General features: G+C 59.7%; 11 protein-coding genes. 5 read left to right on the plus strand and 6 right to left on the minus strand.

Going from position 1 to position 25,995, the window contains the following annotated elements; all coding sequences use genetic code 11:
- Nucleotides 1-158: 158 nt before the first annotated feature.
- Nucleotides 159-689, minus strand: a complete 531-nt coding sequence (locus HXS66_RS14295) for an NYN domain-containing protein (RefSeq protein WP_176503908.1) — start codon at nucleotides 687-689, stop codon at nucleotides 159-161.
- A 389-nt stretch (nucleotides 690-1,078) separates the two neighbouring features.
- On the minus strand, nucleotides 1,079-1,498 hold the full coding sequence (locus tag HXS66_RS17605; RefSeq protein ID WP_255303282.1) for a hypothetical protein: 420 nt from the start codon (nucleotides 1,496-1,498) through the stop codon (nucleotides 1,079-1,081).
- Nucleotides 1,499-1,531: 33 nt separating this feature from the next.
- On the opposite strand from HXS66_RS17605, the gene HXS66_RS14305 reads away from it, so the two are divergent.
- Entirely contained in the window at nucleotides 1,532-2,602 is a 1,071-nt protein-coding gene (locus HXS66_RS14305; RefSeq protein ID WP_176503909.1) for an NAD(P)-dependent alcohol dehydrogenase, read from the plus strand.
- Between the two features lie 150 nt (nucleotides 2,603-2,752).
- On the plus strand, nucleotides 2,753-3,616 hold the full coding sequence (locus HXS66_RS14310; protein WP_176503910.1) for a PA4780 family RIO1-like protein kinase: 864 nt from the start codon (nucleotides 2,753-2,755) through the stop codon (nucleotides 3,614-3,616).
- 108 nt (nucleotides 3,617-3,724) lie between these two features.
- Here the strand turns inward: HXS66_RS14310 and HXS66_RS14315 are convergent, their stop codons facing one another.
- From HXS66_RS14315 to HXS66_RS14325, 3 genes are all read right to left on the minus strand, one after another.
- The gene (locus HXS66_RS14315; RefSeq protein WP_176503911.1) at nucleotides 3,725-4,225 is read right to left on the minus strand and encodes a DUF1456 family protein; all 501 of its coding nucleotides are present in this window, start codon (nucleotides 4,223-4,225) and stop codon (nucleotides 3,725-3,727) included.
- A 180-nt stretch (nucleotides 4,226-4,405) separates the two neighbouring features.
- Nucleotides 4,406-5,512, minus strand: coding sequence for an endonuclease/exonuclease/phosphatase family protein (locus HXS66_RS14320; RefSeq protein WP_077375811.1), 1,107 nt, complete (start codon nucleotides 5,510-5,512; stop codon nucleotides 4,406-4,408).
- Between the two features lie 94 nt (nucleotides 5,513-5,606).
- Nucleotides 5,607-6,536, minus strand: a complete 930-nt coding sequence (locus HXS66_RS14325; RefSeq protein ID WP_084208522.1) for a DMT family transporter — start codon at nucleotides 6,534-6,536, stop codon at nucleotides 5,607-5,609.
- A 410-nt stretch (nucleotides 6,537-6,946) separates the two neighbouring features.
- Here HXS66_RS14325 and HXS66_RS14330 point away from each other — a divergent pair, with 410 nt between their 5' ends.
- Nucleotides 6,947-7,786 (plus strand): cation diffusion facilitator family transporter, encoded by an 840-nt coding sequence (locus HXS66_RS14330; protein ID WP_255303283.1) that lies wholly within the window; start codon nucleotides 6,947-6,949, stop codon nucleotides 7,784-7,786.
- Between the two features lie 187 nt (nucleotides 7,787-7,973).
- Here the strand turns inward: HXS66_RS14330 and HXS66_RS14335 are convergent, their stop codons facing one another.
- Nucleotides 7,974-9,356 (minus strand): NAD-dependent succinate-semialdehyde dehydrogenase, encoded by a 1,383-nt coding sequence (locus HXS66_RS14335; protein ID WP_176503913.1) that lies wholly within the window; start codon nucleotides 9,354-9,356, stop codon nucleotides 7,974-7,976.
- A 345-nt stretch (nucleotides 9,357-9,701) separates the two neighbouring features.
- On the opposite strand from HXS66_RS14335, the gene HXS66_RS14340 reads away from it, so the two are divergent.
- A complete protein-coding gene (locus tag HXS66_RS14340; protein ID WP_077375822.1) occupies nucleotides 9,702-10,142 on the plus strand; it encodes a phosphotyrosine protein phosphatase in 441 nt (146 codons plus the stop codon).
- Nucleotides 10,143-10,420: 278 nt separating this feature from the next.
- On the plus strand, nucleotides 10,421-25,995 hold a 15,575-nt coding region (locus tag HXS66_RS14345), incomplete at its 3' end, for a VCBS domain-containing protein (protein ID WP_176503914.1).

A 25,995-nucleotide genomic window follows, 5' to 3' on the forward strand; every position in this document is an offset into this window, starting at 1 on the left:
GTTAGGCCCACCGTAAGGCCTTCTCGAAGAGGGCATCATCTGGCGTGGGGCCTGGATCCTTCATCCTGCGCAACTCAATCTCTCTCGAGCGTGTTGAATGCGACATCATTAATGTTTGATGCGACAGAAGCTCATCTTCTGGCAGTTGACGCGAGATTTCAGCGCATCAGCAGCGTGTCATCTATCTCGCGGAAGTGATCAGCGCTGCGCATCAGGGCGAGGGCAGTGAGTGCCTCGACGCCGTAGACACGCGTCGTGACGGCATGGCGCGCTGCCACATGCTCCAGCAGCAGGGCGAAGTCACCATCGCCGGAGGCGAGGATGATCTCGTCGACGCCGGGGGCGGCTTCCATCACATCGATCGTGATGCCGACATCCCAGTCACCCTTGGCCGAGCCATCTCCTCGCTGGATGAAGGGTTTGAGCTTGATCTCGAACCCTATCTCACGCAGGCGTTGCTGGAATTGCTGCTGCTTGGGGTCGCCACGGTCAATCGCATAGGCGTAGGCATGCGTGATGCTGCCCAGGGATTCCAGCTCGGCCCACAGTCGGCGGTAATCGAATTGCCGGCCAAAGGTGTCGCGGGTGGTGTAATAGATATTCTGGACATCGATGAAGACGGCGAGGCGCGTGGGCGAGTCGGATGTCAGCAAGGACGATTGGGTTGCGGGCGTGGAAGAGTTCGACATTGGCTGTCACAGGGACCGGAAGGCTGAATGATGTGCCTGAAGCAGAGCAGGCAGGTACTGGAGGAGCGTGCGGCGTGGGAGTCGTTCAGGTGTCGCGTGTCGCGGGATGACTCAGGCATTGCGCCTGGCTCCGACGATGAGTGCTTGTGCTGCTGACACCATGCAATGAGAGCGGGTCTGTCTTTCTCTGACCTGTCTGCTCTGATCTGTCTACCCTGACCTGTCTGGTGCTATCGGTTGAAAGCAGAGCTGTTGAAAGCAGGACTGTTCCAGCTAGCGCCATCTCGAGAGGAGGGCAGAGACCGGCCGCTGCCAATCATGGCGAGCAGCGGCTGGCGATCTTCTGACAGCTTGCCACGATCAGGCCGAGTCTGGGCCTGATGGAAGCATCAGTTGCCGGCAGCGGGATTGGAGGGCTTGGTCGGCTTGTGGCCGATGATCTGACCGCTGACGCCGGATTCAATCACTTCAACCTTGCCGCCACGATCGAGGAAGGCTTGCATCTGGGCTTCCAGCGAGGCGGATGTTTCAACAGCAGCGGGTGCTTTCTTCTTGGCAGCAGTACGAGTGTTGGCCATGCGGGACTCCGTTCCGAGACGTGAGGGGTGGAAGAGCATGATAACACGACTGCGTTTTTCCTGCTTGATCGCGTCAGAAGTAATTAAGAAGTGGTGATTTCGCTGCGTGATATGTTCGTGATGTCGTGAGACGACAGCGGCGCTGTTGCGATCACACCAACACAGAGATGCCAGCAGACAGGGAGTCAGGGCGTTGAAAAGTGATCCAGGCGGCGACATCTCCTTCTTCACGTTGATACTTTTCATTATGCAAGGAGAGCTGGCATGGCGAACACCTTTGACGGCAACACCCGAAGCTACGCACTCAAGTCCGATTCCGCCGATCTGGCGCCATGGAATTTCGAGCGCCGTCAGCCGCGCCCGGATGATGTGGCCATCGAGATCCTGTATTGCGGTGTCTGTCACTCGGACCTGCACGTCGGTCGCAATGACTGGGGCTTCACCCAGTATCCCATCGTGCCGGGTCACGAGATCGTCGGGCGAGTCACCCAGGTCGGCGATGATGTCAGCCAGTACAAGGTGGGTGACATGGTCGGTGTCGGTTGCATGGTAGATTCCTGCCGTGAGTGCAGCGCCTGTCACGATGGGCTCGAGCAATACTGCCTCGAGGGCATGACCATGACCTACGGCAGCCCGGATCGCCACGATGGCAGCCTCACGCAAGGCGGCTATTCCGACAGGATCGTCGTCAGCGAGCGCTTCGTGGTGTCCATCCCTGACAAGCTGGACCCGGCGGTGGCCGCGCCGCTGCTGTGTGCCGGTGTCACGACCTATTCTCCGCTGCGCCACTATGGCGTGAAGTCCGGCGACAAGGTCGGCGTGATCGGCATGGGTGGCCTGGGCCATATGGGGATCAAGTTCGCCAAGGCGATGGGCTGTGAAGTCACCCTGTTCACGCGCAGTGAAGCCAAGGTAGCGGAAGCGCGCGAGAATGGCGTCGATCACGTCATCGTGTCCAGCGACGATGAGCAGATGGCCGCCGCGACCGAAACCTTCGATTTCCTGCTCGATACGGTACCGGTGCCGCACGATCTCAACCCCTACCTCAATACCCTGAAGTACGACGGTACCCATATTCTCGTCGGGCTGGTGCAGGAGGTGGATCCCGCACTGCAGGGCGGCAATCTGGTCATGAAGCGTCGTGTGCTGGCGGGCTCGCTGATCGGCGGCATGCCGGAGACCCAGGAAGTGCTCGATTACTGTGCCGAGCATGACATCACCTGCGATATCGAGATGATCGACATTCAGAATATCAACGAGGCGTGGGAGCGCATGCAGCAGGGCAAGGTGAAATACCGCTTTGTCATCGACATGCAGAGCTTGAAGAACGCCTGACACCTGTCGTCATACCATGCCAAGTCTGGTGTGGTGGCATGAAAAAAGCCCCCGGTATCCTTCTGGATGCCGGGGGCTTTCGCGTCTGTCATGTCACAAAATTGTGATGGGGTGATTCCCGATCGAGGCGAAAACGCGTATAAGAACGCGATGAAAACGCCAAAGAGAATCCAGCCGCTCATAGATGACGGACTGGTCGATGAAGTGCTTCGCCCCTTGATGAGTGGCAAGGAAGCCTCGGTCTACGTGGTGCGCTGCGGAGAAGAGATTCGCTGCGCCAAGGTCTACAAGGATGCTGCCCAGCGCAGCTTCAAGCAGGCCGTGCTCTACCAGGAAGGCCGCAAGGTACGCAACAGTCGTCGTCAGCGGGCGATGGAGAAGGGCTCCGGTTTCGGACGCGACCAGCAGGAAGCCGCCTGGCAGAACGCCGAGGTGGATGCCCTCTATCGTCTGGCCGATGCCGGTGTGCGCGTGCCTCAGCCATACGGCTGCTTTGACGGTGTGCTGCTGATGGAGCTGGTCACCGACGACGATGGCAATGTGGCACCGCGCCTCAATGATGTCTCGATGTCGGCGGAACAGGCGCGTGAAGACCACGCCTTGATGATGCATTACATCGTTCGCATGTTGCATGCCGGCCTGGTGCACGGGGATCTGTCCGAGTTCAATGTGCTGGTCGATGACTACGGCCCGGTGATCATCGATCTTCCGCAGGCGGTGGACGCAGCGGCCAACAACAATGCCAAGAGCATGTTGGCGCGCGATGTCGCCAACATCACCGCCTACTATGCGATGTTCGCTCCGGAACTTGCCCAGACTCGCTACGCTGATGAGATATGGGCATTGTTCGAGGCCGGTGGCATGGACCCGGATGTCGAGCTGACGGGTCTCTTCGAGGATGACCCCGAGGCACCGGACGTGGATGCGCTGCTCGAGAACATCATGGCCGCCATGGAAGAGGAGCAGGAACGCAAGGCGCGTCTGAAGAGTGCCGAAGACGGCGATGATGACTAGACGCTGAACGGGTGGAGCGCCGGGCATCAGGCCCGGTGATGATGCCTTGAGACACGACAACGCCGCTTCACGATGAAGCGGCGTTGTCGTGTCTGGCTAGCGGAGGCTTCAGGCGGGGTCGACGGCGTGCTGCTCGGTCTCCGGGTCGTGGCGACGGTGACGCAGCTCGATGCCCTTGAGCAGATTGCGCAGGATCTGGTCCTTGCATTCGCGGTAGTGGCGATGGTCCGGCTTGCGGAAGAAGGCGGACAGTTCCGACTTGGTGATCATCTCGAAACCGGCCAGCGCCAGCAGATCCAGCATGTCATCGTCCTTGAGCTCGAAGGCGATCTTGAGCTTGCGCAGGATCAGATTGTTGTCGAGACGCTTTTCCGGTGCGGGCTGAGCACCCTCGCGCTTGCCCCGGCGCACGTTGATCAGGCCATTGAGGAAGCTGGCCAGATCGATGTCCTTGATGCGCTGCTGGGCATCGTCGTCATCGCGCTTGAGCCAGTCACTGATCTGGGCGCGGGTGACTTCGTGGTCGGCGGCGGCGAAGGTGTTGATCATGTCGCTGTCGGAGAGATTGAGTGCGTAGCGCAGGCGACGGATGATGTCGTTGTTGGTCACGGGCGTGGGTCCGGTCTTTGAGGATGTCTTGAAGTTGCGTGGCGCGCCATGTATGGCGTCAATGGCGCGCAGCATACCAGATCAGGGTGGGGTGCCGCTCCATCCCGGCGCGCTTCCCGGCCGGGGGGGCAGACAGGGCGTGCCAGGGCGGCAGGCAGAGCCGCTAGCCGCCTTCGGTGATCAACGCCCGGGCGTCGGGACATCCTGATGACTGACGTCTTCGTCTTCTGCGGTCTCGCGTGCTTCGGCGTGATCCTCCGCGTCAGGCTCGGGCCTTTCATCGACGTGATTCGTCTTCTGGTTCGGGGTCAGTGCCAGCTCCGTCAGCAGCGGGAAATGATCGGAGCCGAAGGCTTCCATGCGAGCCACGCGCACCACGCTGAAATGCCGGCTATGGAAGAGGTGGTCCAACGGCCAGCGCAGCAAGGGAATGCTGGCATGGAAGGTATTGAACATGCCACGGCCGACGCGTGGGTCCAGCAGGCCGGACAGTTTGCGGAACAGGCGTGTGGTGCGAGACCAGGCCACGTCGTTGAGATCTCCCGTCACGATGATGGGCTGCTCGCTCTCGGCCACGCTCTTGGCCACGATGACAAGCTCAGCGTCTCGTTCGCTGGACTCCTCGTTTTCGGTCGGGCTGGGCGGTGCGGGATGCAGGAAATGAGCGCGTATGCGATCGCCGCTCTTGAGCTCCAGATGGGCATGCATCGAGGGCACGTCATCTTCGACCAGGTAGTCGATGCTGGCGTCGTGCAGGGGCAGACGAGAATAGACATGCATACCGTAGAGGTTGTCCAGCGGGCACTTGAGCGTATGCCGGTAGCCATGCTCCGGCTCATCTCCCTCCAGGACATCCAGGCGGCTTTCCCACCAGCCATCGGACTCCAGGGTGACGAGAACGTCGGGTTGCTCGCGCCTGACGATCGCCAGCAGGGCGTCGCTGTCGTGGTTGCTGGTCAGCACGTTGGCGGTCAACAGACGCACATGACGTGCGGGGTCACTGTGCTGCGCGACGCCCGATTCACAGCGGGCGAGCCGGGTGTAGGGAATGATCCACTGCGCCTGGTAGATGAGCCCTGCCAGTGCGATGAAAGCCAGCGTCAGCCGCAGTCCTGTCGAGAGCTCGCCGACGAGAAGGTCGGCCACCAGCAGGGCCGCCCAGAGTACCGCCAGCTGCAGGCGGGGAAAGTCCATGATGCGGACGGACCAATGCCGCAGGCGCGTGAGTGGCAGCAGGGTGAAGGCTGCCATCAGCAGCGTGAGTACGCCGAGTAGCGTGGGGATCATGGGGGCTCCGGTGACAGGAATGGGGCGGGAAATCAAACGCTCAAGCGTCAGACATGGTGGCGACATGCCTGACACTCAAGTCAGGACGCTTTACTCACGAGGCAACCCGTCGCTGACGCCAGAGACGCGCGATCCATTGCCAGCGATTGATCAGCAGGGCCATGAAGATCAGTCCGCAGCCTGTCATCTGGATCAGGGTCATGCGCTCTCCGAACCAGGCAGCCGACATCAGGGCCGCCCAGACCGCTTCGAGCATCAGGATGACCGAGGCATGGCTGGGCGTAGTCAGGCTCTGTGCGTAAATCTGCAGGAAGAAACGCAGGGTGCTGGCGATCAGAGTGCTGGCCAGAAACCAGCTCAGGATGTCGAGACTGATGCCGGCCGGCCAGCTTTCGCTGATGGCCGACAGCACCAGGCAGGTGACGCCGGTGGTCATCAGCTGGATGGCTGTCAGCGGCAGGGCCGGGATATTGCGCACCAGACGTGAATTGAAGTTGAACACCAGGGCGAACAGGCAGGCAGCCCCGAAGATGAGCCATTGTGCCGGTTCAATATGAAAGCTTTCCGTAGCGCCGGGTTGTCCCATGCCCAACAGCGCGAAACCGAGCAGGGCGGTGGGCAGGGCGATCCAGGTGCTCATCGGCGGCCTGTCCTTGAACAGCAGGCGGGCGAGCACCGGTACCATCAGAATCCCGAAACTGTTGATGAACGCGATCACGCCGAGCTGCTCGGACAGTGCCACCCCCAATGACCAGCAGGCCATGGCACCGCCAAACAGGACGCCGACTCCACTGGCGCGCAGCTTGCGAGTAGTGGAGAGCTGTCTCAGCGAGCGAGCGTCGAAGATCGCCAGGATGAGGCCTGCCAGCAGGAAGCGGCTGCCGATGAACAGTAGCGGAGGCATACCGGCCATGGCTTCCTTGGAGAAGATCCAGCCTGCGGCGGCGATGATGGTGACCAGCAGAAGCAACAGATCGGCCTTGAAAGGCGAGCGTGAAGGCGTCGTCTCGGTAGTGGTGCTCATGGGGTGGCGTCGGTTCCTTTGGGCATGGGAATGTCTGATCTCTATCCTAACAAGCTGATACAGGCGGTGCTGTCATATATCGGAACTTGCAAATTCAACAATGGAGCTTGAATTCCGTGGCAGGATAAGCCTAATGCAGAGGGAATCGATAGCGTTGCAGCGATTGATCTCGCGGCTTTTCACGAATGCAGGAATGGTGGTCAGGAGGCTGGATGGCGACATCGTCGCAGGACACGACATCGAAAGATCATGGGCATGAATCCGGACACGTGCATGCGCATGGTCATTCACACGGTCATCACCATGGTCATTCGCACGGTCATTCACACGGCCATTCACACGGTCATTCACATGGTCATGGACATCATGACCATGCACCTGAAGTGACCGCTGACAGCGAAAGGCGGGTCATGCTGGCGATGTGGCTGACCGGCGGGTTCATGCTGGCGGAAGTCGTCGGTGGACTGGTGGCGGGCTCTCTGGCCTTGCTGGCGGACGCCGGCCATATGCTCAGTGATACCGTGTCGCTGGCATTGGCGTGGGGAGCGTTTCGCCTCGGACATCGCGCAGCGACCCGCAAGCTGACCTTCGGCTATGCGCGTTTCCAGGTGCTCGCCGCGTTCGTCAATGGCCTGACATTGCTGGTCATCGGGGTCGCGATCGTGATGGCTGCCCTCAAGCGCCTGTGGCTGCCGTCTGAGGTGCTGGCAGGGCCGATGCTGGCGATTGCCGTGTTCGGACTTGTCGTCAACATCGCGGCATTCTGGATATTGCACAAGGGAGATCAGGACAATCTCAATCTCCGCGGCGCCCTGCTGCATGTCATGGGCGACCTGCTGGGTTCCGTGGCGGCCATCATTGCCTCGCTGGTCATCATGACCACCGGCTGGAATCAGGCCGACCCGTTGCTGTCGATGCTCGCAGCGGTACTGATACTGCGCGGTGCCTGGTCGCTGGTGAAACGCTCGGCGCATACCTTGCTGGAAGGGACGCCGGAGCAACTTGACCACGAGGAAATCCAGGCGGGTCTACTGACACTGGAGGGAGTGGATGGTGTGCATGATCTCCATCTGTGGGGCCTGACGCCTCAATCCCCGGTTGCCAGCCTGCATGTGGTGGTGGCCGATACCGGCATTCCCGGCGAGGTGCTTGAGCGGGTCCAGGCCTATCTGCTCGATACCCATGCGATCTCGCACGTCACGGTGCAGCTGGAAGGCGAAGCCTGTCTGCAGGGCTGCGTGTCTCGTTGATGGAGACGGCTGACGGCACGCAGACAGGACTATTGATGCCGGCGCTCGTGCAGAGTCTGGGAGCCTTCTGACGCAAGACGCCCCGCTGAAAAGCGGGGCGTTGTTGATTGCAGCCCATGGGCTGCCTGACGTCGCGACATCGATGCCTCGAGAGCTCAGTGCTCAAGGACGTCGATGACGTGTCACCTCAATGCTTGGCGACATAGACGGTGCGGATGTTCATGAAGGCACCGAAGCCATATTCGCTCTGCTCACGACCATAGCCGCTGCCTTTGACACCGCCGAAGGGCAGCTGGGCGAAGGGCGTGGTCGGGCGATTGACGAAGCTCATGCCGGCTTCCAGCTGACGCGAGACACGCTCGCCGCGCTCGTCGTCCTTGGCCACCACCGTGCTGCCCAGACCGTAGGGGCAATCATTGGCAAGTTCGATGGCATGTGCCTCGTTGTCCGCGACCACCACGGAAGCGACCGGGCCGAACAGCTCTTCATTGAAGGCTGGATTGCCCTGGGTGACGTTGGTCAGCACCGTCGGCGGATACCAGGCACCCTCGCGATCCGGAATTTCGCCACCGCATTCCAGCTTGGCGCCAGCCTTGATGGCACGCTGCACCTGATCATGCAGGTCATCGCGCAGGTCCTTGCGTGACATCGGACCGATATCGACCCCTTCGCTGAGCGGGTCATCCATGCGCATGTCCTTCACTTTCTCGATCAGACGTCTGGAGAAGTCCTCGGCGATCGACTTGTCGACGATCAAGCGCTTGGAGGCGGCACAGCTCTGGCCGGTATTGTCGAAGCGTCCGGCGATGGCGAGATCCACCGCGCGCTCGATGTCGGCGTCATCCAGCACGATCAACGGATCGATACCCCCCAGTTCCAGCACGCTGGGCTTGAGCGCCGCACCGGCCTGCTCGGCGACCTTGCGGCCTGCCTCCTCGCTGCCGGTGAGGGTCACGCCCTGCACGACAGGATCATTGATGATGTCTTCGATCATCTCGGAGCCCACCGGCAGCCAGGTGAAGATGCCATCTTCGAAACCGGCCTCATGGAACAGCTGGGTGATCAGCTCAGCGCAACCCGGGACGTTGGAGGCATGCTTCATCAGGCAGACGTTGCCACCTGCCAGTGCCGGGGTCGCGAAGCGGATGACCTGATAGAGCGGATAGTTCCACGGCATCACGCCCAGCACTGCGCCGATGGGGTCCTTGACGATCTTCGCTCTGACGGCACCCTCGACGTCGCGCTGCTCGGTTTCCATCAATGTGGGCAGGTTGTCGGCGTAGAAACGCGCGATGCTGGAGGAGATCTGCGTCTCGCTGATGCCCTGCTGATACGGCTTGCCCATCTCATGGGCGATCAAGGTGGCAATGTCCTGCTGGCGCTGATCTATCAGGTCTGCCAGTGCGTGCAGACGTTTCGCACGTTCTTCCAGCGAGAGCTGACGATATTGCGGATAGGCAGTGCGTGTCTGTTCCAGTTTCTGCTGAACCTCGTCCTTGCTCAGCGTGGCGTATTCATTGAGAACCTTGTCATTGGCCGGATTGGTCGCGGTCAGTGTCTTGTTGCTCATCTTGCCTCCCTATCTGGGTGCTGGTTCAGCGAGTGGCCGAGCGGCGGATGTCACATGAGCGACATCGACCTTGGGTCAGCCACCTCATTGGCTACACGACAAGAACTGGAGATGCCGCCGCTGACCTTCAAGAGCCGAGGTGATCGATCTGGCGTCATCTCAGTGTTGCCATTCGAGCACGCGCGTCCCCCTTGAAACGTCACAGGTTGCGTCCACCGAGCCTCGCAAGCCTGCCGCACGGGCTGCCGGCATGCGACAATGGCCCTCTGGTGTCCGGGCGCGGGAAAGCGTCTCCCCCCGGGCCATCGACATGAGTGCAAGCGTCACAAGGAAGAGGAAGTCAGCGTGTTCAACAATATTCTGGTGGTGTGTACCGGCAATATCTGTCGCAGTCCGGTCGGTGAGGCACTGCTGAAGCAAGCGTTGCCGGGCAAGACGGTTCACTCGGCGGGTGTGGGCGCATTGGTCGATCATCCTGTCGAACCCACGGCGGCTAGATTCGCTCTCGAGTCCGGTCTGGAGGTTGATGGGCATCGTGCGCGGCAGGTATCGGTCGAGATGTTGACGGCGGCGGATCTGATTCTGGTCATGAGCGATGGTCATCGTCGTGCCATCAACCAGATGGCCCCGCAAGTCAGTGGCAAGACGATGATGTTCGGCCGCTGGCTGGCGGGGGGGCAGGGCGAAGAGATTCCGGATCCCTATCGCAAGAGTGAAGAGGCCTTCCGGCACGCGCACCAGAAACTCGTGGACGCTGCGGCGCTGTGGGTCAAGAAACTGTCGTAACCAAGGTCCAGCTTTTGTCGAAATCCAAAAGATGACCTGTATAGTTTTTAGAGAGAGGCTAAGTGCGATGCGCTTAGTCTCTTTTTATGTCGGTACAGTCACCACGGGACTGATCTGCGAGTACCTCCTGATTCAAGATCCTGAAATTCTAGCTGTTTCAATGGATCGAATTCTCCAGCGTGGAAGGAACGTGAATTTTTGTTACGTTCCATTCGACGCAAGGCATAACGTATCTTTGTGTAACTGATAATTTCACAAATTTACAATGGTGCCCATCCATGCGCGAACTCGATCTCCAGGCTCTTGAGCCCCGTCTGCTGCTGGATGCCGCTGCCGCCGTGACCATTGCGGAGGGCGCCGATAGTCAAGGTGATCAGGTGAAGGCCACCGGCGATGGCGCCACGCTGTCGGGAACGGAGGATTCGAGCTTCAGTCTGTCGAGTCTGAGTGTCACGGACAGTGGCAATGTGGATGATGATGGCAACGCTACGGATGAGTACTCGCTGACCTTGCAGCTGGATTCGGGGGCTGTATTCGCGCTTGATAATGATGCCTCTGATGCAGGGGTGGAGTTCACCAATGACAACAGCACCGCCACCCTGGCGGGCACTGCTCAAGAGATCACAGAGCAGCTTTCAGGACTGCTGGTAACACCAGCACAAGACTCTATCGCGAATATCACGGTCAGCATGAGTCTGACCGAGACGACCGATGGTGTAGTGGATGCCGACCGAGGCAGCCTCGATTTCGTGGCGACATTGACTCCGAAGAATGATGCCCCCCTCTTCCTGGCGGTGGATGAAGCGGATGCGCCACGTGCAGAGGAAGCTGGTAGTTTCACGTTTTCAATTGCATCACTGGGTCTCGATGATCCGGACCTTGACACCGAGGAACAGGTTGAGGAACAGCTGATCATCGAAATCGACAGCCTGCCTACCAGTGGCACGCTGACATTCAAGGGCTCACCGGTTGCAGTGGGCTCTACATTCGATGCCGAACAGCTCGAACAGTTGGTGTATACCCACGATGGCAGCGATGTGGCCGCAGAAGGGGCTTCTTCCGTCGACGCGTTCTCGATTACGGTACTCGATGGCGCGGGGGAGAGCGCCTCAAAGATCGTGTCGGTCGACCTGGAGCCTGTCAATGCGGCTCCCGAGATTGTCGGGGAGCCTGTGCAGTTCGAGGGTGAGAGCACTTCGTTGGGGTTGACCTACATCGATGAGGAATCCGCACATGCGGATGCGGCAGAGAATGCCATAGTCACGATTACTGGCCTCGGCAATCTTGACGATCGTGGCACGCTCTTCCTGGATGTCGATGGCGACGGTGAAGCCGATGCCGATGAGATCATCGATAGCCTGGGGTCCGATTACGCTACCTTCAGCGCCGACCAGCTGGAACTGCTTTCCTTCGCCCATGATGGGGACGAGCCGATTGTCAGTGACTTGCCCAGTTTCATCATCAAGGTGACCGACGCCGGTGGCGGTGAGGGTACTGACGGCGCGCTGACCAATGACATTGACTCTGAAGCTGGTATTGATGGGCAGCAGGTCACCATCTCCATCCTCGAGAATGACGATGACCCAACGCTGACACCCAGCACAGTTGCGCTTGATTCAACTGCGAACGCCGATAGTATCGTCGTCATCACTACGGCTTCCTTGAATGCCGAGGACCCCGACAGCACCAAGGCGCAGCTCGCCTATTCCATCGAGACGACGCCGACCTATGGCGAGATCCAGCTCAATATCGGTACCACAGACTCTCCGCAATGGATCGAGTTGATCGCGGGCACCACCTTCACCCAGGAGCAGATCGATGATGGTCTGGTGCGTTACGTCCAGACAAGTTCGGCACCCGAGGGCACGACCACGGATACCGGCTTCACCTTCACGCTGGTGGACTCCGAGTTCAAGGCATTCGACGAAGCGGGTGATGCCGGTACCTGGGGTGGCGTGAACACACCGACCACCGGGACTCTGACCTTCGTTGTGGACAATGGCACGGGGGGAGCAGGTGTCGATCCTCTGGCGGAAATAGAATCCGAGAATACCAATACAGGTCTTGAGGTAAGCGAGGCGACATCCTCCTCCCAGGCGGCTCCCATTACCAGCGCCGAGCTTGAGTATACGGTGACGGCGGGTGCCTATACCTTCCCGACCACTCAGATTGTCTATACCGTCTCGTCCTTGCCGGAAAATGGCACACTTTATGTTGATGGTGCGGCACTCAATGCCTATGGCAGTTTCACTCAGGCGGATATCGATGCCGGACTGGTGACCTTCCTGCAGGATGGCAGTGAAGACCACGACTCCAGCTTCGATTTCATCGTCACCAATGGCGGCGATTTCTCTGACACCGGTATCTTCACCATCTCGTCGACGCCGGTGAATGACGCACCCGTTGCCGAGGATTCCACCGTCAGCGTGCTGGAGCAAACTGACGATATTCTCGACTCTGATGGCAATGTCGTTTCCGAGGGCAATGACGGCATCGTCTATCTCACCGAAGACGATGTGCAGCTGTCTGATGCGGATGGCAGTGAGGATGGCCTGGGCGGTGAGGGTGAGGTCGATGACCTATGGTTCCAGATCGCCGCGACGGAACTGGAACTCAGTGGTGGTACGCTGGAAGTCTGGAATGGCAGCTCATGGGAGACTGCCTCGACAGATGTGTGGTATTCCCGAAATCTGCTCACGACGTCTGCGGATGGTCAAGAGAGCAGTCTGCGCTATGTGCATGCTGGCGGTGAGCAGGCCGACCAGGATGATGCAGCCAACAGTGACATCATCGACAGTTTCGGCTTCATCGTGCGCGATGATCTGAATGCGCCGAACAACTTCTACGATACCGTGACCACGGACCCCATCGATACGACGGCCGAAACCGGCAACGTCTCCAATACCGGTACCGTGACCATCGAGGTCACGCCCTTCAATGATGCGCCAGTCGTTCCTCTTTCAGCCGATGATAATACTAGTGCGGGTAATAACAATGTTCTGACTGTTGGCGAGGGTGCCTCCGGAGATATCACGGCTAGCCTGCTGCAAGCCGTAGATAGTGACAACACCACGCGTCAGTCGACCTTCGTTATCGATGAGCTGCCGGTAAATGGCATCTTGACCTTGAATGGCAAGGCGCTGCGTGAGGGAAGCTCCTTCACGCAGGATGATATCGACAGTGGGGCGCTGTCCTATGAGCATGATGGTGGTGAAACGCGTACGGATTCGTTCACTTTCACCGTCAGTGATGGTCCGCTGACGACTGAAATTGCGACGTTCAGTATCGAGATCACACCACTGAATGACTCGCCGGAAATCACCTCGCTGCAGCCGGATGACAGGCTTGTTCCGGCTTCTACGGCGCTCGAGGCTCTTTCTCTTGCTGGGGCATTCACCATCGGGGATGTCGACATCCTCGATAGCGAAACTGACCCTTCATTGGTTGACGGAGAAACCGACAACATCACCGTCACTCTGACGCTCAAGGATGAATCGGGAGCTGCAGTTCCCTTTTCTAACGCAATATTGACCACAGATGCCACGGTAACCACTGAGGCCACATTCAGTACAGTGGCAACTGAAAATCTGACTGCTGACACTCTGGTGCTTGAAGGCACGCTGGAGGGGGTACAGGCACTATTGGATAACCTTGAAGTCCAGATGGTGCTGGGTGGTGAGGCCGGTGACTTCAATGAGCGCTGGTCCGTCGAGGCTGTCGTCGATGATCGTCTTGATGAAGTGACCTTGAACGGCGGCACCGACAACGAGGGAGAGGTGGCGATTGGTGACGACTTCAATACCGCGACCGCGAGCATTGAACTGTGGGTTTCGACCGTCAATGATGCGCCGAACATTGCGCTGCCGGATACAGCTGGTCTGACCGTCACCGAAGATGGCGGCTATCAGGATATCGGTACCATCACGGTGACGGATGCCGATAGTTTCGATACCGATATCACCGTCGTGCTGAGCGTCCTGAATGGCACTCTGCAGATCAGCGATGCCGGTGATGCGGACATCAGTGGTGACGGTACTGCAAGTATAGCTTTGGTAGGTAATCAGGAAGAGCTTGCGACGGCATTGGCAAATGTACAGTACCAACCGGATGCCAATGACAATGGCACCGTGGAGCTGACTGTCAGGGCGACGGATACCGCACTCAGTGCCGGTCACGCCGCCCTCAGCACGGAGGTTACTCCTGTCATCACCATCACTGCCGTCAATGATGAGCCGGTACTGACCTCCACCACACCGGTGCAGACGATGGATGATGGTCAGCCCTTGACCATCACTGGCCTTTCCGTCGCAGACATAAATGATGTCGGTCAAGAAGTCTTCACAGATAGCCAGACCGTCACAGTGACTGTGCGGGGAGGCGCCACGGGTGAAACCGGCGGCACCTTGAATATGGATGCTGCCGGAGTCACTGGCAACGGTACCAGTGAAGTGACCCTGAAGGGCACACTCAGCGAAATCAATGCCGCGCTTGATGACCTCGTATTGACTGCCGCTGAAGTGAACGCAGATACGTCAGTGATACTTGATGTCGAGTTCAGTGATGATGGTAATGGCAACCTGGCTCTAGCCAATGCCCTTGCTATCTCCACCGCCATAACGGTCAATGTTTCTGGCACCAATGATGCGCCCACTATTACGGTAGGAAATAACGCCCCTGAAGTTGATGAGGATGGCAGCCTCACGCTCTCGGCGCTCGGGGTCACCCTTGATGACGCCGATGATTTCGGTGCCGACAATCTGACGCTGACGCTGACGGTGGTTGCCCCAGACATCCCGGATCGTGGCACCTTCAGCAATGGCTCTGAAACCATAATCTTCACTGGTACTGTTGCTGAGCTGCAGACTGTCCTGGATACAGAGGTCTATACACCTGCTGATGATTATTACGGTCAAGTTACCCTCAACATCGAGTTCAATGATGCCGGCAATACCGGCCAGGGGGGGGCACAGATAGCGACCCGTGATATCACTCTCGCGGTGACACCGGTCAATGATCGTCCGCTTGCCGCCGGTACAGCGGAAAGAGTGACCTCCGTTGCAGAAGACACCGCGGCTGAAGATATCGCCGGCACGGGTCTCTATGCGCTACTGGTCAATCAGTACGATGACACCACCGATGATCAGACCGATGAGAATGGCAATACCGATGCCACCACCGAGACTGACCTGAGCTACGTTGCCATCACTGGCAACAGCTCTGACAGTGACCAGGGCACCTGGCAGGTGCTGGTAGGTACTGAGTGGGTCGATGTCCCGACGGATGTGTCTGACAGCAGTGCACTGGTCGTCGCTGCAGATGCCGATATCCGCTTCGTGCCCGCCGATGATTTCAATGGTGAGCCGGGCGCGTTGACCGTTCGCCTGGGCGATAACAGTGATACCGATATCGACACCAGTGATTCCGCGACTGACCTGTTTGACTTGAGCGATGATGCCAATGGCAATCTCGGTGATCAGACAGGCGTCTGGTCAAGCCGCACCATTGCCATCAATACCAGCATCACTGCCGTCAATGATGCCCCGACGACACCTGATGACAGTGTGATTCTCGCGGCCATCAATGAAGACGATACCGATCCGGCTGGCGCGACCGTCGCTGATCTGGTCGGCGACAATTTCGATGACGCCTCCGCCGATGATCAGACCCAGGAGGCTGTGTCGGGTGGCAGCTCTGCCAATGCGCTGGCGGCTATCGCCATCACCTCCAATCCTGCTGACGACAGCGAGGGGACCTGGCAGTACTCCACCGATGGCGGTGATAGCTGGGTCGATGTTCCCGATGATGTCAGCGCCAGCAATGCGCTGGTGCTGTCGACGACTGATTCAGTGCGCTTCCTGCCGGCTGAAGATTTCAATGGCGACCCGGCAGGCCTGACCTACGTCGTGGCCGACGACAGTGAAGGTGATGTGACATCCGGAGCCAGCGTGAACGTCTCCACCTTCGATGAGACGGGCATCTGGTCCAGCGTCGACGATGCCGACACCATCACCACCACCGTCAATGCCATCAATGATGCACCGGTGCTCACTGGTAGCACGGCGCCGCAAGCCTTTGCCATCTCTGTTGCAGAGAATGATGGCGCAGGCACTGGCAGTGCCGAGGTAGCGTTGGTATCAGGCGCGTCGCTTTCCGATGTCGATACCGTCTTGGTCGGCGACAACTTCGGTGGTGGCACCATCACGGTCAGCATCGATGCGGCGACGGATGCCGATGTGTTCTCCGTCGATGACTCTCTGGATGGCTTCGCCAGCGCGACCCTGGTCAACGGCACCCTGACGGTGACGCTCGACTCCGGTACTACGGCAGCTCAGGTCTCGGCATTGATCGATTCACTGACCTACCAGAACACCAGCGATGATCCCGACACCGACACACGCGCCTACACCGTGGTCGTCAATGACGGCAACAATGATGGACTGGCCGAAATCGACGGCGACTCGCTGGCCAGCAATACGCTGACCGGTTACCTGAAGGTCGTCGACAACAACGATGACCCGGTAGCCGTGGCGGATGCCGACTCAACCGATGAAGGCGTCGCGCTGTCCACCGCTGACACTACCAGTCTGCTCGACAACGACACCGACCTGGATACGCCTACCACAGACTTCACCATCACTCAGGTGAATGGCAACACTGGCGGAGTGGGCACTGCTGTCTCAGGCAGCGATGGTGGCGACTTTACGGTCAATGCGGATGGCACCTGGAGCTTTGACCCAGGCACCGATTTCGATGGCCTCACCGAGGGTGAGAGCGCCGTCACCACCATTACCTATCAGGTCAGTGATGGCGAGGGTGGTGTCTCTACCGCCACTGTCAGCGTGACCGTCAATGGTGTGGATGACATTCCCACGCTGACCCCGGACACCGGCAATGTCACCGAAGACACCAATGTGTCAGCGGATGATGAGCTGACCACCAGTGGCACGCTGGATGCTGGCACCGGTGGCGATACCGGCGAAGACAAGTTCAGCGCTGAGACCGTGACCGGCACCTACGGCGAACTGACTGTCGATGCCGATGGCAACTGGACCTACAGTGCTGACAATACCCAGTCTGTCATCCAGCAGCTCAACCTGGGTGCCACCCTGACGGATACTCTGACGGTCACCAATGCGGACGGTGTCACCCAGACCACCGTCAGCATCACCATTACCGGCGTCAATGATGCACCGGTCGCTATGGCGGATACTGGCACGACCGCAGAAAACGCTGATCTGAGCGTCGCGGCTGCCGCTGGCGTGCTGGCCAATGACACCGATATCGACACGGGCTCCACCAGCTCTGTCAGCCAGGTCGCGGGGTCTACCTCTGGCATAGGCACCGCTGTCGCCATGACGGGCGGTGGCACTGTCGCCATCGCTGCAGATGGCAGTTATGTCTTTGCGCCGGGCACCGACTTCGATGATCTCGCCGTGGGTGAGGCTGCGACCACCACCGTTGCCTACACCGTGCGTGACGACAACGGCGCTGAATCCAGCAATACCCTGACCATCACTGTCACCGGCGCTCAGGATGCTCCTGAAATTGCCGTGGAAGGTGCTGACAGCGCAGCGGAATCGTTGACCGAAACGGATGCATCGCTTGCGACCTCCGGCACCCTGTCCGTGAGTGATCTCGATACCACTGATACCGTGACTGCCAGTGTCACCACGGTAACTGCGGACGGTGACACGGATACTCTCGACAATTCTGATCTGCTGGGCATGTTGAGTGTCGATGAAGGCACCCTCGTGGATGCTGCCAGCAATGACGGCACTCTCAGCTGGAGCTTCGACAGCTCAAGCGTCGAAGGTGAGGCCTTCGATCATCTGGCGGCAGGGGAAAGTCTGGTGCTGACCTACACCGTCGAGGTGGAGGACTCCCAGGAAGGGACGGCCCAGCAAGACATCACCATCACCATCAACGGCACCAATGACGCGCCTGTCATCGCCCTTGAGGACGGGGACAGTGATTCCGCTGCATTGACGGAAAGCGATGCGCCGCTGAGCACGTCCGGCACTCTCTCGGTGAGTGATCTCGATACCACGGATGAAGTGACGCCGAGCGTCGAATCGGTTGCCTCCACCGGTGATACCAATGATCTGACCAATGCCGAGCTGCTGAGCATGCTCAGCGTGGATGCGGATGCGATCATCGATGACGCCAGCAACGATGGCACCCTGACATGGGAATTCGACAGCAGCAGTGTCGGGGGTGACGCCTTCGACTACCTCGCCGTCGGCGAGACCCTTGAGCTCGCCTACACCGTGCTGGTGACTGACAGCGAAGGCGCGACGGCCGAACAGGTCGTGACCATCACCATCACCGGCAGCAATGATGCACCGCAGCTGGTAGCGGGTGAGCAGCCGGAGAATCAGAGTGGCAATGATGGTGAAGCCATCACGCCGTTCATCGTTGCCGACGCTTTCACTGACATCGATAACGATGCGGACCTGACTTACTCGGCTGCCAATCTGCCTGACGGTATCGAGATTGATCCGACCACCGGTGAGATCAGCGGTACCTTGTCTCCGGATGCCTCGATTGGTGGTGACAACGATGACGGCATCTACACCGTCACGTTGACTGGCACTGACGAGAATGGCGCCACCGTTACCACGACCTTCACCTGGACTGTGGCCAACGTCGCCCCGCAAGCCTTCGACAACACTGCTGAGCTTGATGAAGGCGTTGCCATCAGTGATACCAGCACCACCACCGGTAATGTGTTGAGCGATGGCGACACCAATGGCGATGTGGATGTCGATGGCGGCAACGACACGGATACGCTGATCGTCAGCGCAGTGGGCGCCGGCGCCAATGCCGGGACTGACACGACAGCGGGGTCTGCAGTCACTGGCACCTACGGCAGCGTCACCATCGCCGAGGATGGCAGCTATACCTACACCCTGGACAACACCAACGCGGATGTTCAGGCGCTGGCCGTCGGCGAAAGCCTCAACGAGACCTTCACCTATCAGATCTCTGACGGCCAGGGTGGCTTCGATACCGCGCTGCTCACCATTACGACCAACGGCACCAATGATGCGCCGGTCATTGCCATCGAAGGGGATGACGCCGCAACCGCCGCGCTGGATGAGTCAGATATTGCGCTGAGTGCGACGGGTACGCTTTCTGTCAGCGACCTGGACACCAGCGATACAGTGACGCCGAGCGTCACGGCCGTCGCCTCCAGCGGTGATACCAATGACCTGACCAATGCTGAGCTGCTTGCCATGCTCAGCGTGGATGCCGATGCGATCATTGACGGTGCCAGCAATGACGGCACTCTCAACTGGGCATTCGACAGCAGCAGCGCTGATGCGGAAGCCTTCGATTATCTGGGAGAAGGTGAGACGCTGGTACTGGATTACACCGTGTTCGTGACAGACAGCGAAGGGGCGACTGCCGAGCAGGTTGTCACCATCACCATCACTGGCAGCAATGATGCGCCGGTGCTCTCTGCGGATCCGGATGACCAGCCGGAAGATCAATCCAATGTCGACGGTGAGGCCATCACGCCCTTCACGGTGGCTGACGCCTTCACGGACATCGACACCACCGCGACGTTGACCTACAGCGCTGACGTGCTGCCGGCTGGCTTGTCCATCGACTCCGCTACCGGTGAAATCAGCGGCACCCTGACCAGCGATGCCTCTCAGGGCGGTGTGGAGGGTGTCTACACCATCACGCTGACCGCCACGGATGAATTCGGTGCAGATGTCAGCACCACGCTGACCTGGACCGTTGCCAACGTCGATCCTGTCGCCGAGAACGATGCTGCCTTCATTGATGAAGGTGTCGCCAGCAGCGATGCCAGCGACGTCACCGGCAATGTGCTGGGGGCCACTGGTGCTGGCGCCAACGATGAGGCCGACAGTGATGGCGGCAACGATGATGATTCTCTGATCGTCAGTGGTGTCGCCTTCGGTGCAGTACCGGCCGCGTTCTCGTCTTCGGGTGACAGTGTGTCCGGCAACTATGGTGCCGTCGCCATTCTGGACGATGGCTCCTATACCTACAGTCTCGACAACACCGATGAGGACGTTCAAGCGCTCGCGGTCGGTCAGGTGCTCAGCGAGACCTTCACCTATCAGGTATCTGATGGACAGGGTGGCTTCGATACCGCCTTGTTGACTGTCACCATCAATGGCACCAATGATGCCCCGGTCATTGCGCTGGAAGGTGATGACAGCGCGGCGGAATCTCTGACCGAGACAGACGATACCCTCGCCACGTCTGGCACCTTGTCAGTCAGTGATCTGGATACCTCGGACAGCGTCACGCCGAGTGTCGAATCCGTGGCCACGACCGGCGATGTCGATGGCCTGAGCGATGCCGAGCTGCTGGGCATGCTCTCCGTCGATGCCGATGCGATCATCGATGGCGTCAGCAATGATGGCACCCTGAATTGGGACTTCGATAGCTCGAGCGTCGCTGGTGAAGCCTTCGATCACCTCGCCGTCGGCGAAAGCCTGGTGCTGGATTACACCGTACTCGTGACTGACAGCCAGGGTGCGACTGCCGAGCAGGTCGTCTCGATCACCATCAATGGCACCAACGATGCACCGATCATTGCCATCGAAGGTGATGACTCTGTTTCCGCTGCACTGACCGAGTCTGACATACCGCTGAACGCGACCGGCACGCTTTCCGTCAGTGATCTCGATACCAGCGATGAGGTCACTCCGAGTGTCGCCTCCGTCGTCACCACCGGGGATACCAATGATCTGACCGATGCCGAGTTGCTCGACATGCTCAGCGTGGATGCTGATGCGATCATCGATGCTGCCAGCAATGACGGTACTCTCACCTGGACGTTTGACAGCAGCAGTGCTGCGGGCGAAGCCTTCGATCATCTCGCTGTCGGTGAGACGCTCGAGCTCGATTACACCGTGGTGGTCACCGACAGTCAGGGCGCGACCGCCGAACAGGTCGTGACCATCACCATCACCGGTACCAACGATGCGCCGGTGCTGGTGGCGGATGAACAGCCGGCGGATCAGAGCGACAACGATGGCGATACCATCACGCCGTACTTCGTGGCGGATGCCTTCACTGACGTAGACAACGATGCCGTGCTGAGCTTCTCTGCGGACAATCTGCCGGACGGAATCGCGATTGATCCGACCACCGGTGAGATCAGCGGCACGCTGTCTCCGGATGCCTCCATCGGCGGTGACAATGCTGATGGCACCTACACCGTCACCCTGACCGCGACGGATGAAAATGGCGCCACCGTCACCACGACCTTCACCTGGACCGTGGCCAACGTCGCGCCGGAAGCCTACGACAATGTGGCGGACCTCGAAGAGGGCGTCGCGACTGGCGATACCAGCACCACCACCGGCAATGTCCTGACCGATGCGGAACCGGATACCGACACGGATGGCGGCAATGACAGTGATGCTCTGATCGTCAGTGGTATCGGTGCTGGCGCCAACGCCGGGACTGCGAGTGCCGTAGACACTGATGTGACTGGCACCTACGGCAGCATCACCATTGCAGAAGATGGCAGCTACACCTACACGCTGGACAACACCAACGCGGATGTTCAGGCGCTAGCTGTCGGGGAAAGCCTCAACGAGACCTTCACTTACCAGATCTCCGATGGCCAGGGCGGCTTTGATACCGCGCTGCTCACCATCACCATCAACAGCACCAACGACGCCCCGGTCATCGACATTGATGCGGATGACAGTGCATCCGCTTCCTTGACGGAAACCGATGCGACTCTGAATGCCTCTGGCACCTTGTCGGTCAGTGATGTCGATACCACCGATGAAGTGACCCCCAGCGTCGCCTCCGTCGTTTCTACCGGTGACACCAATGGCCTGAGCAATGCTGAACTGCTGAGCATGCTCTCTGTTGATGCCGATGCCATCATCGGTGACGCCAGCACCGAGGGTACGCTGAACTGGGAGTTCGACAGCAGCAGTGTCGAAGGTGAAGCCTTCGATCATCTCGCTGTCGGCGAGACGCTCGAACTCGATTACACCGTGTTGGTCACCGACAGCCAGGGCGCGACGGCCGAACAGGTCGTGACCATCACCATCACCGGTACCAATGATGCGCCGGTGTTGGTAGCGGATGAACAGCCGGCAGGTCAGAGCGACAACGATGGCGATACCATCACGCCGTTCTTCGTCGCGGATGCCTTCACTGACGTCGACAACGATGCCGTGCTGAGCTTCTCTGCGGACAACCTGCCGGACGGTATCGCGATTGATCCGACCAGTGGCGAGATAAGCGGCACGCTGTCTCCGGATGCCTCCATCGGCGGTGACAACGATGACGGCATCTACACCGTCACCCTGACCGCGACGGATGAGAATGGCGCCATTGTCACGACGACCTTTACCTGGGCCGTGGCCAATGTCGCGCCGGAAGCCTACGACAACGTGGCGGACCTCGAAGAGGGCATCGCAACCGGTGATAGCAGCACTACCACCGGCAATGTCCTGACCGATGCGGAACCGGATACCGATACGGATGGTGGCAATGACAGCGATGCTCTGATCGTCAGTGGTATCGGTGCAGGCGCCAACGCCGGCACTGCCAGCGCAGTGGATACTGAGGTGACTGGCACTTATGGCAGCATCACCGTCGCTGAAGACGGCAGCTATACCTACACGCTCGACAACACCAACGCGGATGTTCAGGCGCTGGCTGTCGGAGAAAGCCTCAACGAGACCTTCACTTACCAGATTTCCGATGGTCAAGGCGGCTTTGACACGGCGCTGATCAGCATCACCATCAACGGCAGCAACGATGCGCCGGTCATCGCCCTCGAAGGCGATGACAGTGCCGCCGAGTCGCTGACCGAGACGGATGACACTCTGACCACCAGCGGCACGCTGTCTGTCAGCGATCTGGATACCACCGACGAAGTGACGCCGAGCGTCACGGCCGTGACCGCCACCGGTGATACCGATGGCCTCAGCAATGCTGAGCTGCTGAGCATGCTCTCCGTCGATGCCGATGCCATCATCGATGGTGTCAGCAACGACGGCACGCTGAACTGGACCTTCGATAGCTCAAGCGTCGCCGGTGAAGCCTTCGATCACCTCGCAGTGGGCGAGAGCCTGGTGCTGGATTACACCGTGGTCGTCACTGACAGTCAGGGTGTGACCGCTGAGCAGGTGGTATCGATCACCATCAATGGCAGCAACGATGCGCCGGTTATCGCCCTCGAAGGCGATGACAGCGCGGCCGAGTCGCTGACTGAAACGGATGACACCCTGACCACCGCCGGCACGCTGTCCGTGAGCGATCTGGACACCACCGACGACGTGACGCCGAGCGTCACCGCCGTGACCGCCACCGGTGACACCGACGGCCTGACCAATGCCGAGCTGCTGGGCATGCTCTCCGTCGATGCCGATGCGATCATCGCCAACACCGAGAATGACGGCACGCTGAACTGGAACTTCGACAGCGCAAGTGTCGCTGGCGAAGCCTTCGATCACCTCGCCGTCGGCGAAAGCCTGGTGCTGGATTACACCGTGGTTGTCACTGACAGTCAGGGCGCCACTGCCGAGCAGGTCGTCCAGATCACCATCAATGGCAGCAACGATGCGCCGGTCATCGCCCTCGAAGGCGATGACAGCGCGGCCGAGTCGCTGACTGAAACGGATGACACCCTGACCACCGCCGGCACGCTGTCCGTGAGCGATCTGGACACCACCGACGACGTGACGCCGAGCGTCACCGCCGTGACCGCCACCGGTGACACCGACGGCCTGACCAATGCCGAGCTGCTGGGCATGCTCTCCGTCGATGCCGATGCGATCATCGCCAACACCGAGAATGACGGCACGCTGAACTGGAACTTCGACAGCTCAAGTGTCGCTGGCGAAGCCTTCGATCACCTCGCCGTCGGCGAAAGCCTGGTGCTGGATTACACCGTGGTCGTCACCGACAGCCAGGGTGTGACTGCCGAGCAGGTTGTCACCATCACCATCAACGGCAGCAACGATGCGCCGGTCATCGTCCTCGAAGGCGATGACAGCGCGAGCGAGTCGCTGACCGAGACGGATGCCACGCTCGCGACTGCCGGCACGATCTCCGTGAGTGACCTGGATACCACCGACGACGTCACGCCGAGCGTCACGGCCGTGACCGCCACCGGTGACACTGATGGCTTGAGCAACGATCAGCTGCTGAGCATGCTCTCCGTCGATGCTGACGCGATCATCAATGGCGAAGCCAATGACGGCACGCTGAACTGGACCTTCGATAGTTCCAGCGTCGAAGGCGAGGCGTTCGATCATCTAGCGGTGGGCGAGAGCCTGGTGCTGGATTACACCGTGGTTGTCACCGACAGCCAGGGTGTGACCGCGGAGCAGGTCGTCAGCATCACCATCAACGGCAGCAACGATGCGCCGGTCATCGCCCTCGAAGGTGACGACAGCGCGAGCGAGTCACTGATAGAAACCGATGCACCGCTGACCACCGCAGGCACGCTCTCCGTGAGCGATCTGGATACCACCGACGACGTCACGCCGAGCGTCACGGCCGTGACCGCCACCGGTGACACCGATGGCCTGAGTAATGCTGAGCTGCTGAGCATGCTCTCCGTCGATGCCGACGCGATCATCGCCAATACCGAGAATGACGGCACGCTGAACTGGACCTTCGACAGCAGCAGTGTCGCTGGCGAAGCCTTTGATCACCTCGCCGTGGGCGAGAGCCTGGTGCTGGATTACACCGTGGTCGTCACCGACAGCCAGGGCGTGACCGCAGAGCAGGTTGTCAGCATCACCATCAACGGCAGCAACGATGCGCCGGTCATCGCCCTCGAAGGCGACGACAGCGCTAACGAGACGCTGACCGAGACGGACGATACGCTCACCACCTCTGGCACGCTCTCCGTCAGCGATCTGGATACCACTGACGACGTCACGCCAAGCGTCACCGCCGTGACCGCCACCGGTGACACTGATGGCTTGAGCAACGATCAGTTGCTGAGCATGCTCTCCGTCGATGCCGACGCGATCATCGATGGCGTCAGCAACGATGGCACGCTGAACTGGACCTTCGACAGCAGCAGTGTTGCTGGCGAAGCCTTTGATCACCTCGCCGTCGGCGAGAGTCTGGTGCTGGATTACACCGTGGTCGTCACCGACAGCCAGGGCGTGACTGCCGAGCAGGCCGTCTCGATCACCATCAACGGCAGCAATGATGCCCCGGTCATCGCCCTCGAAGGCGACGACAGCGCGAGCGAGTCGTTGACCGAGACGGACGCCACACTCACCACCGCCGGCACGCTCTCCGTCAGCGATCTGGATACCACTGACGACGTCACGCCGAGCGTCACCGCGGTGACCGCGACGGGTGACACCGACGGCCTGAGCAATGCCGAGCTGCTGGGTATGCTCTCCGTCGACGCCGATGCCATCATCGATGGTGTCAGCAACGACGGCACGCTGAACTGGACCTTCGACAGCGCAAGTGTCGAAGGCGAGGCGTTCGATCACCTCGCCGTCGGCGAGAGCCTGGTGCTGGATTACACCGTGGTCGTCACCGACAGCCAGGGTGTGACCGCTGAGCAGGTAGTCTCGATCACCATCAATGGCAGCAACGATGCGCCAGTCATCGCCATCGAAGGCGACGACAGCGCTAACGAGACGCTGACCGAGACGGACGATACGCTCACCACCTCCGGCACGCTCTCCGTCAGCGATCTGGATACCACTGACGACGTCACGCCAAGCGTCACCGCCGTGACCGCCACCGGTGACACTGATGGCTTGAGCAACGATCAGCTGCTGAGCATGCTCTCCGTCGACGCCGATGCCATCATCGACGGTGTCAGCAACGACGGCACGCTGAACTGGACCTTCGATAGTTC

The sequence above is a fragment of the Cobetia sp. 5-11-6-3 genome (assembly GCF_013374055.1).
Classification (GTDB): domain Bacteria; phylum Pseudomonadota; class Gammaproteobacteria; order Pseudomonadales; family Halomonadaceae; genus Cobetia; species Cobetia marina.

Excerpts from the sequence above, each read along its gene's own strand:
- HXS66_RS14310 (WP_176503910.1), top strand. The coding sequence starts at position 2,753 with ATGAAAACGCCAAAGAGAATCCAGCCGCTCATAGATGACGGACTGGTC.
- HXS66_RS14335 (WP_176503913.1), bottom strand. The coding sequence starts at position 9,356 with ATGAGCAACAAGACACTGACCGCGACCAATCCGGCCAATGACAAGGTT.
- HXS66_RS14295 (WP_176503908.1), bottom strand. The coding sequence starts at position 689 with ATGTCGAACTCTTCCACGCCCGCAACCCAATCGTCCTTGCTGACATCC.
- HXS66_RS14305 (WP_176503909.1), top strand. The coding sequence starts at position 1,532 with ATGGCGAACACCTTTGACGGCAACACCCGAAGCTACGCACTCAAGTCC.
- HXS66_RS14320 (WP_077375811.1), bottom strand. The coding sequence starts at position 5,512 with ATGATCCCCACGCTACTCGGCGTACTCACGCTGCTGATGGCAGCCTTC.
- HXS66_RS14325 (WP_084208522.1), bottom strand. The coding sequence starts at position 6,536 with ATGAGCACCACTACCGAGACGACGCCTTCACGCTCGCCTTTCAAGGCC.
- HXS66_RS14330 (WP_255303283.1), top strand. The coding sequence starts at position 6,947 with ATGCTGGCGATGTGGCTGACCGGCGGGTTCATGCTGGCGGAAGTCGTC.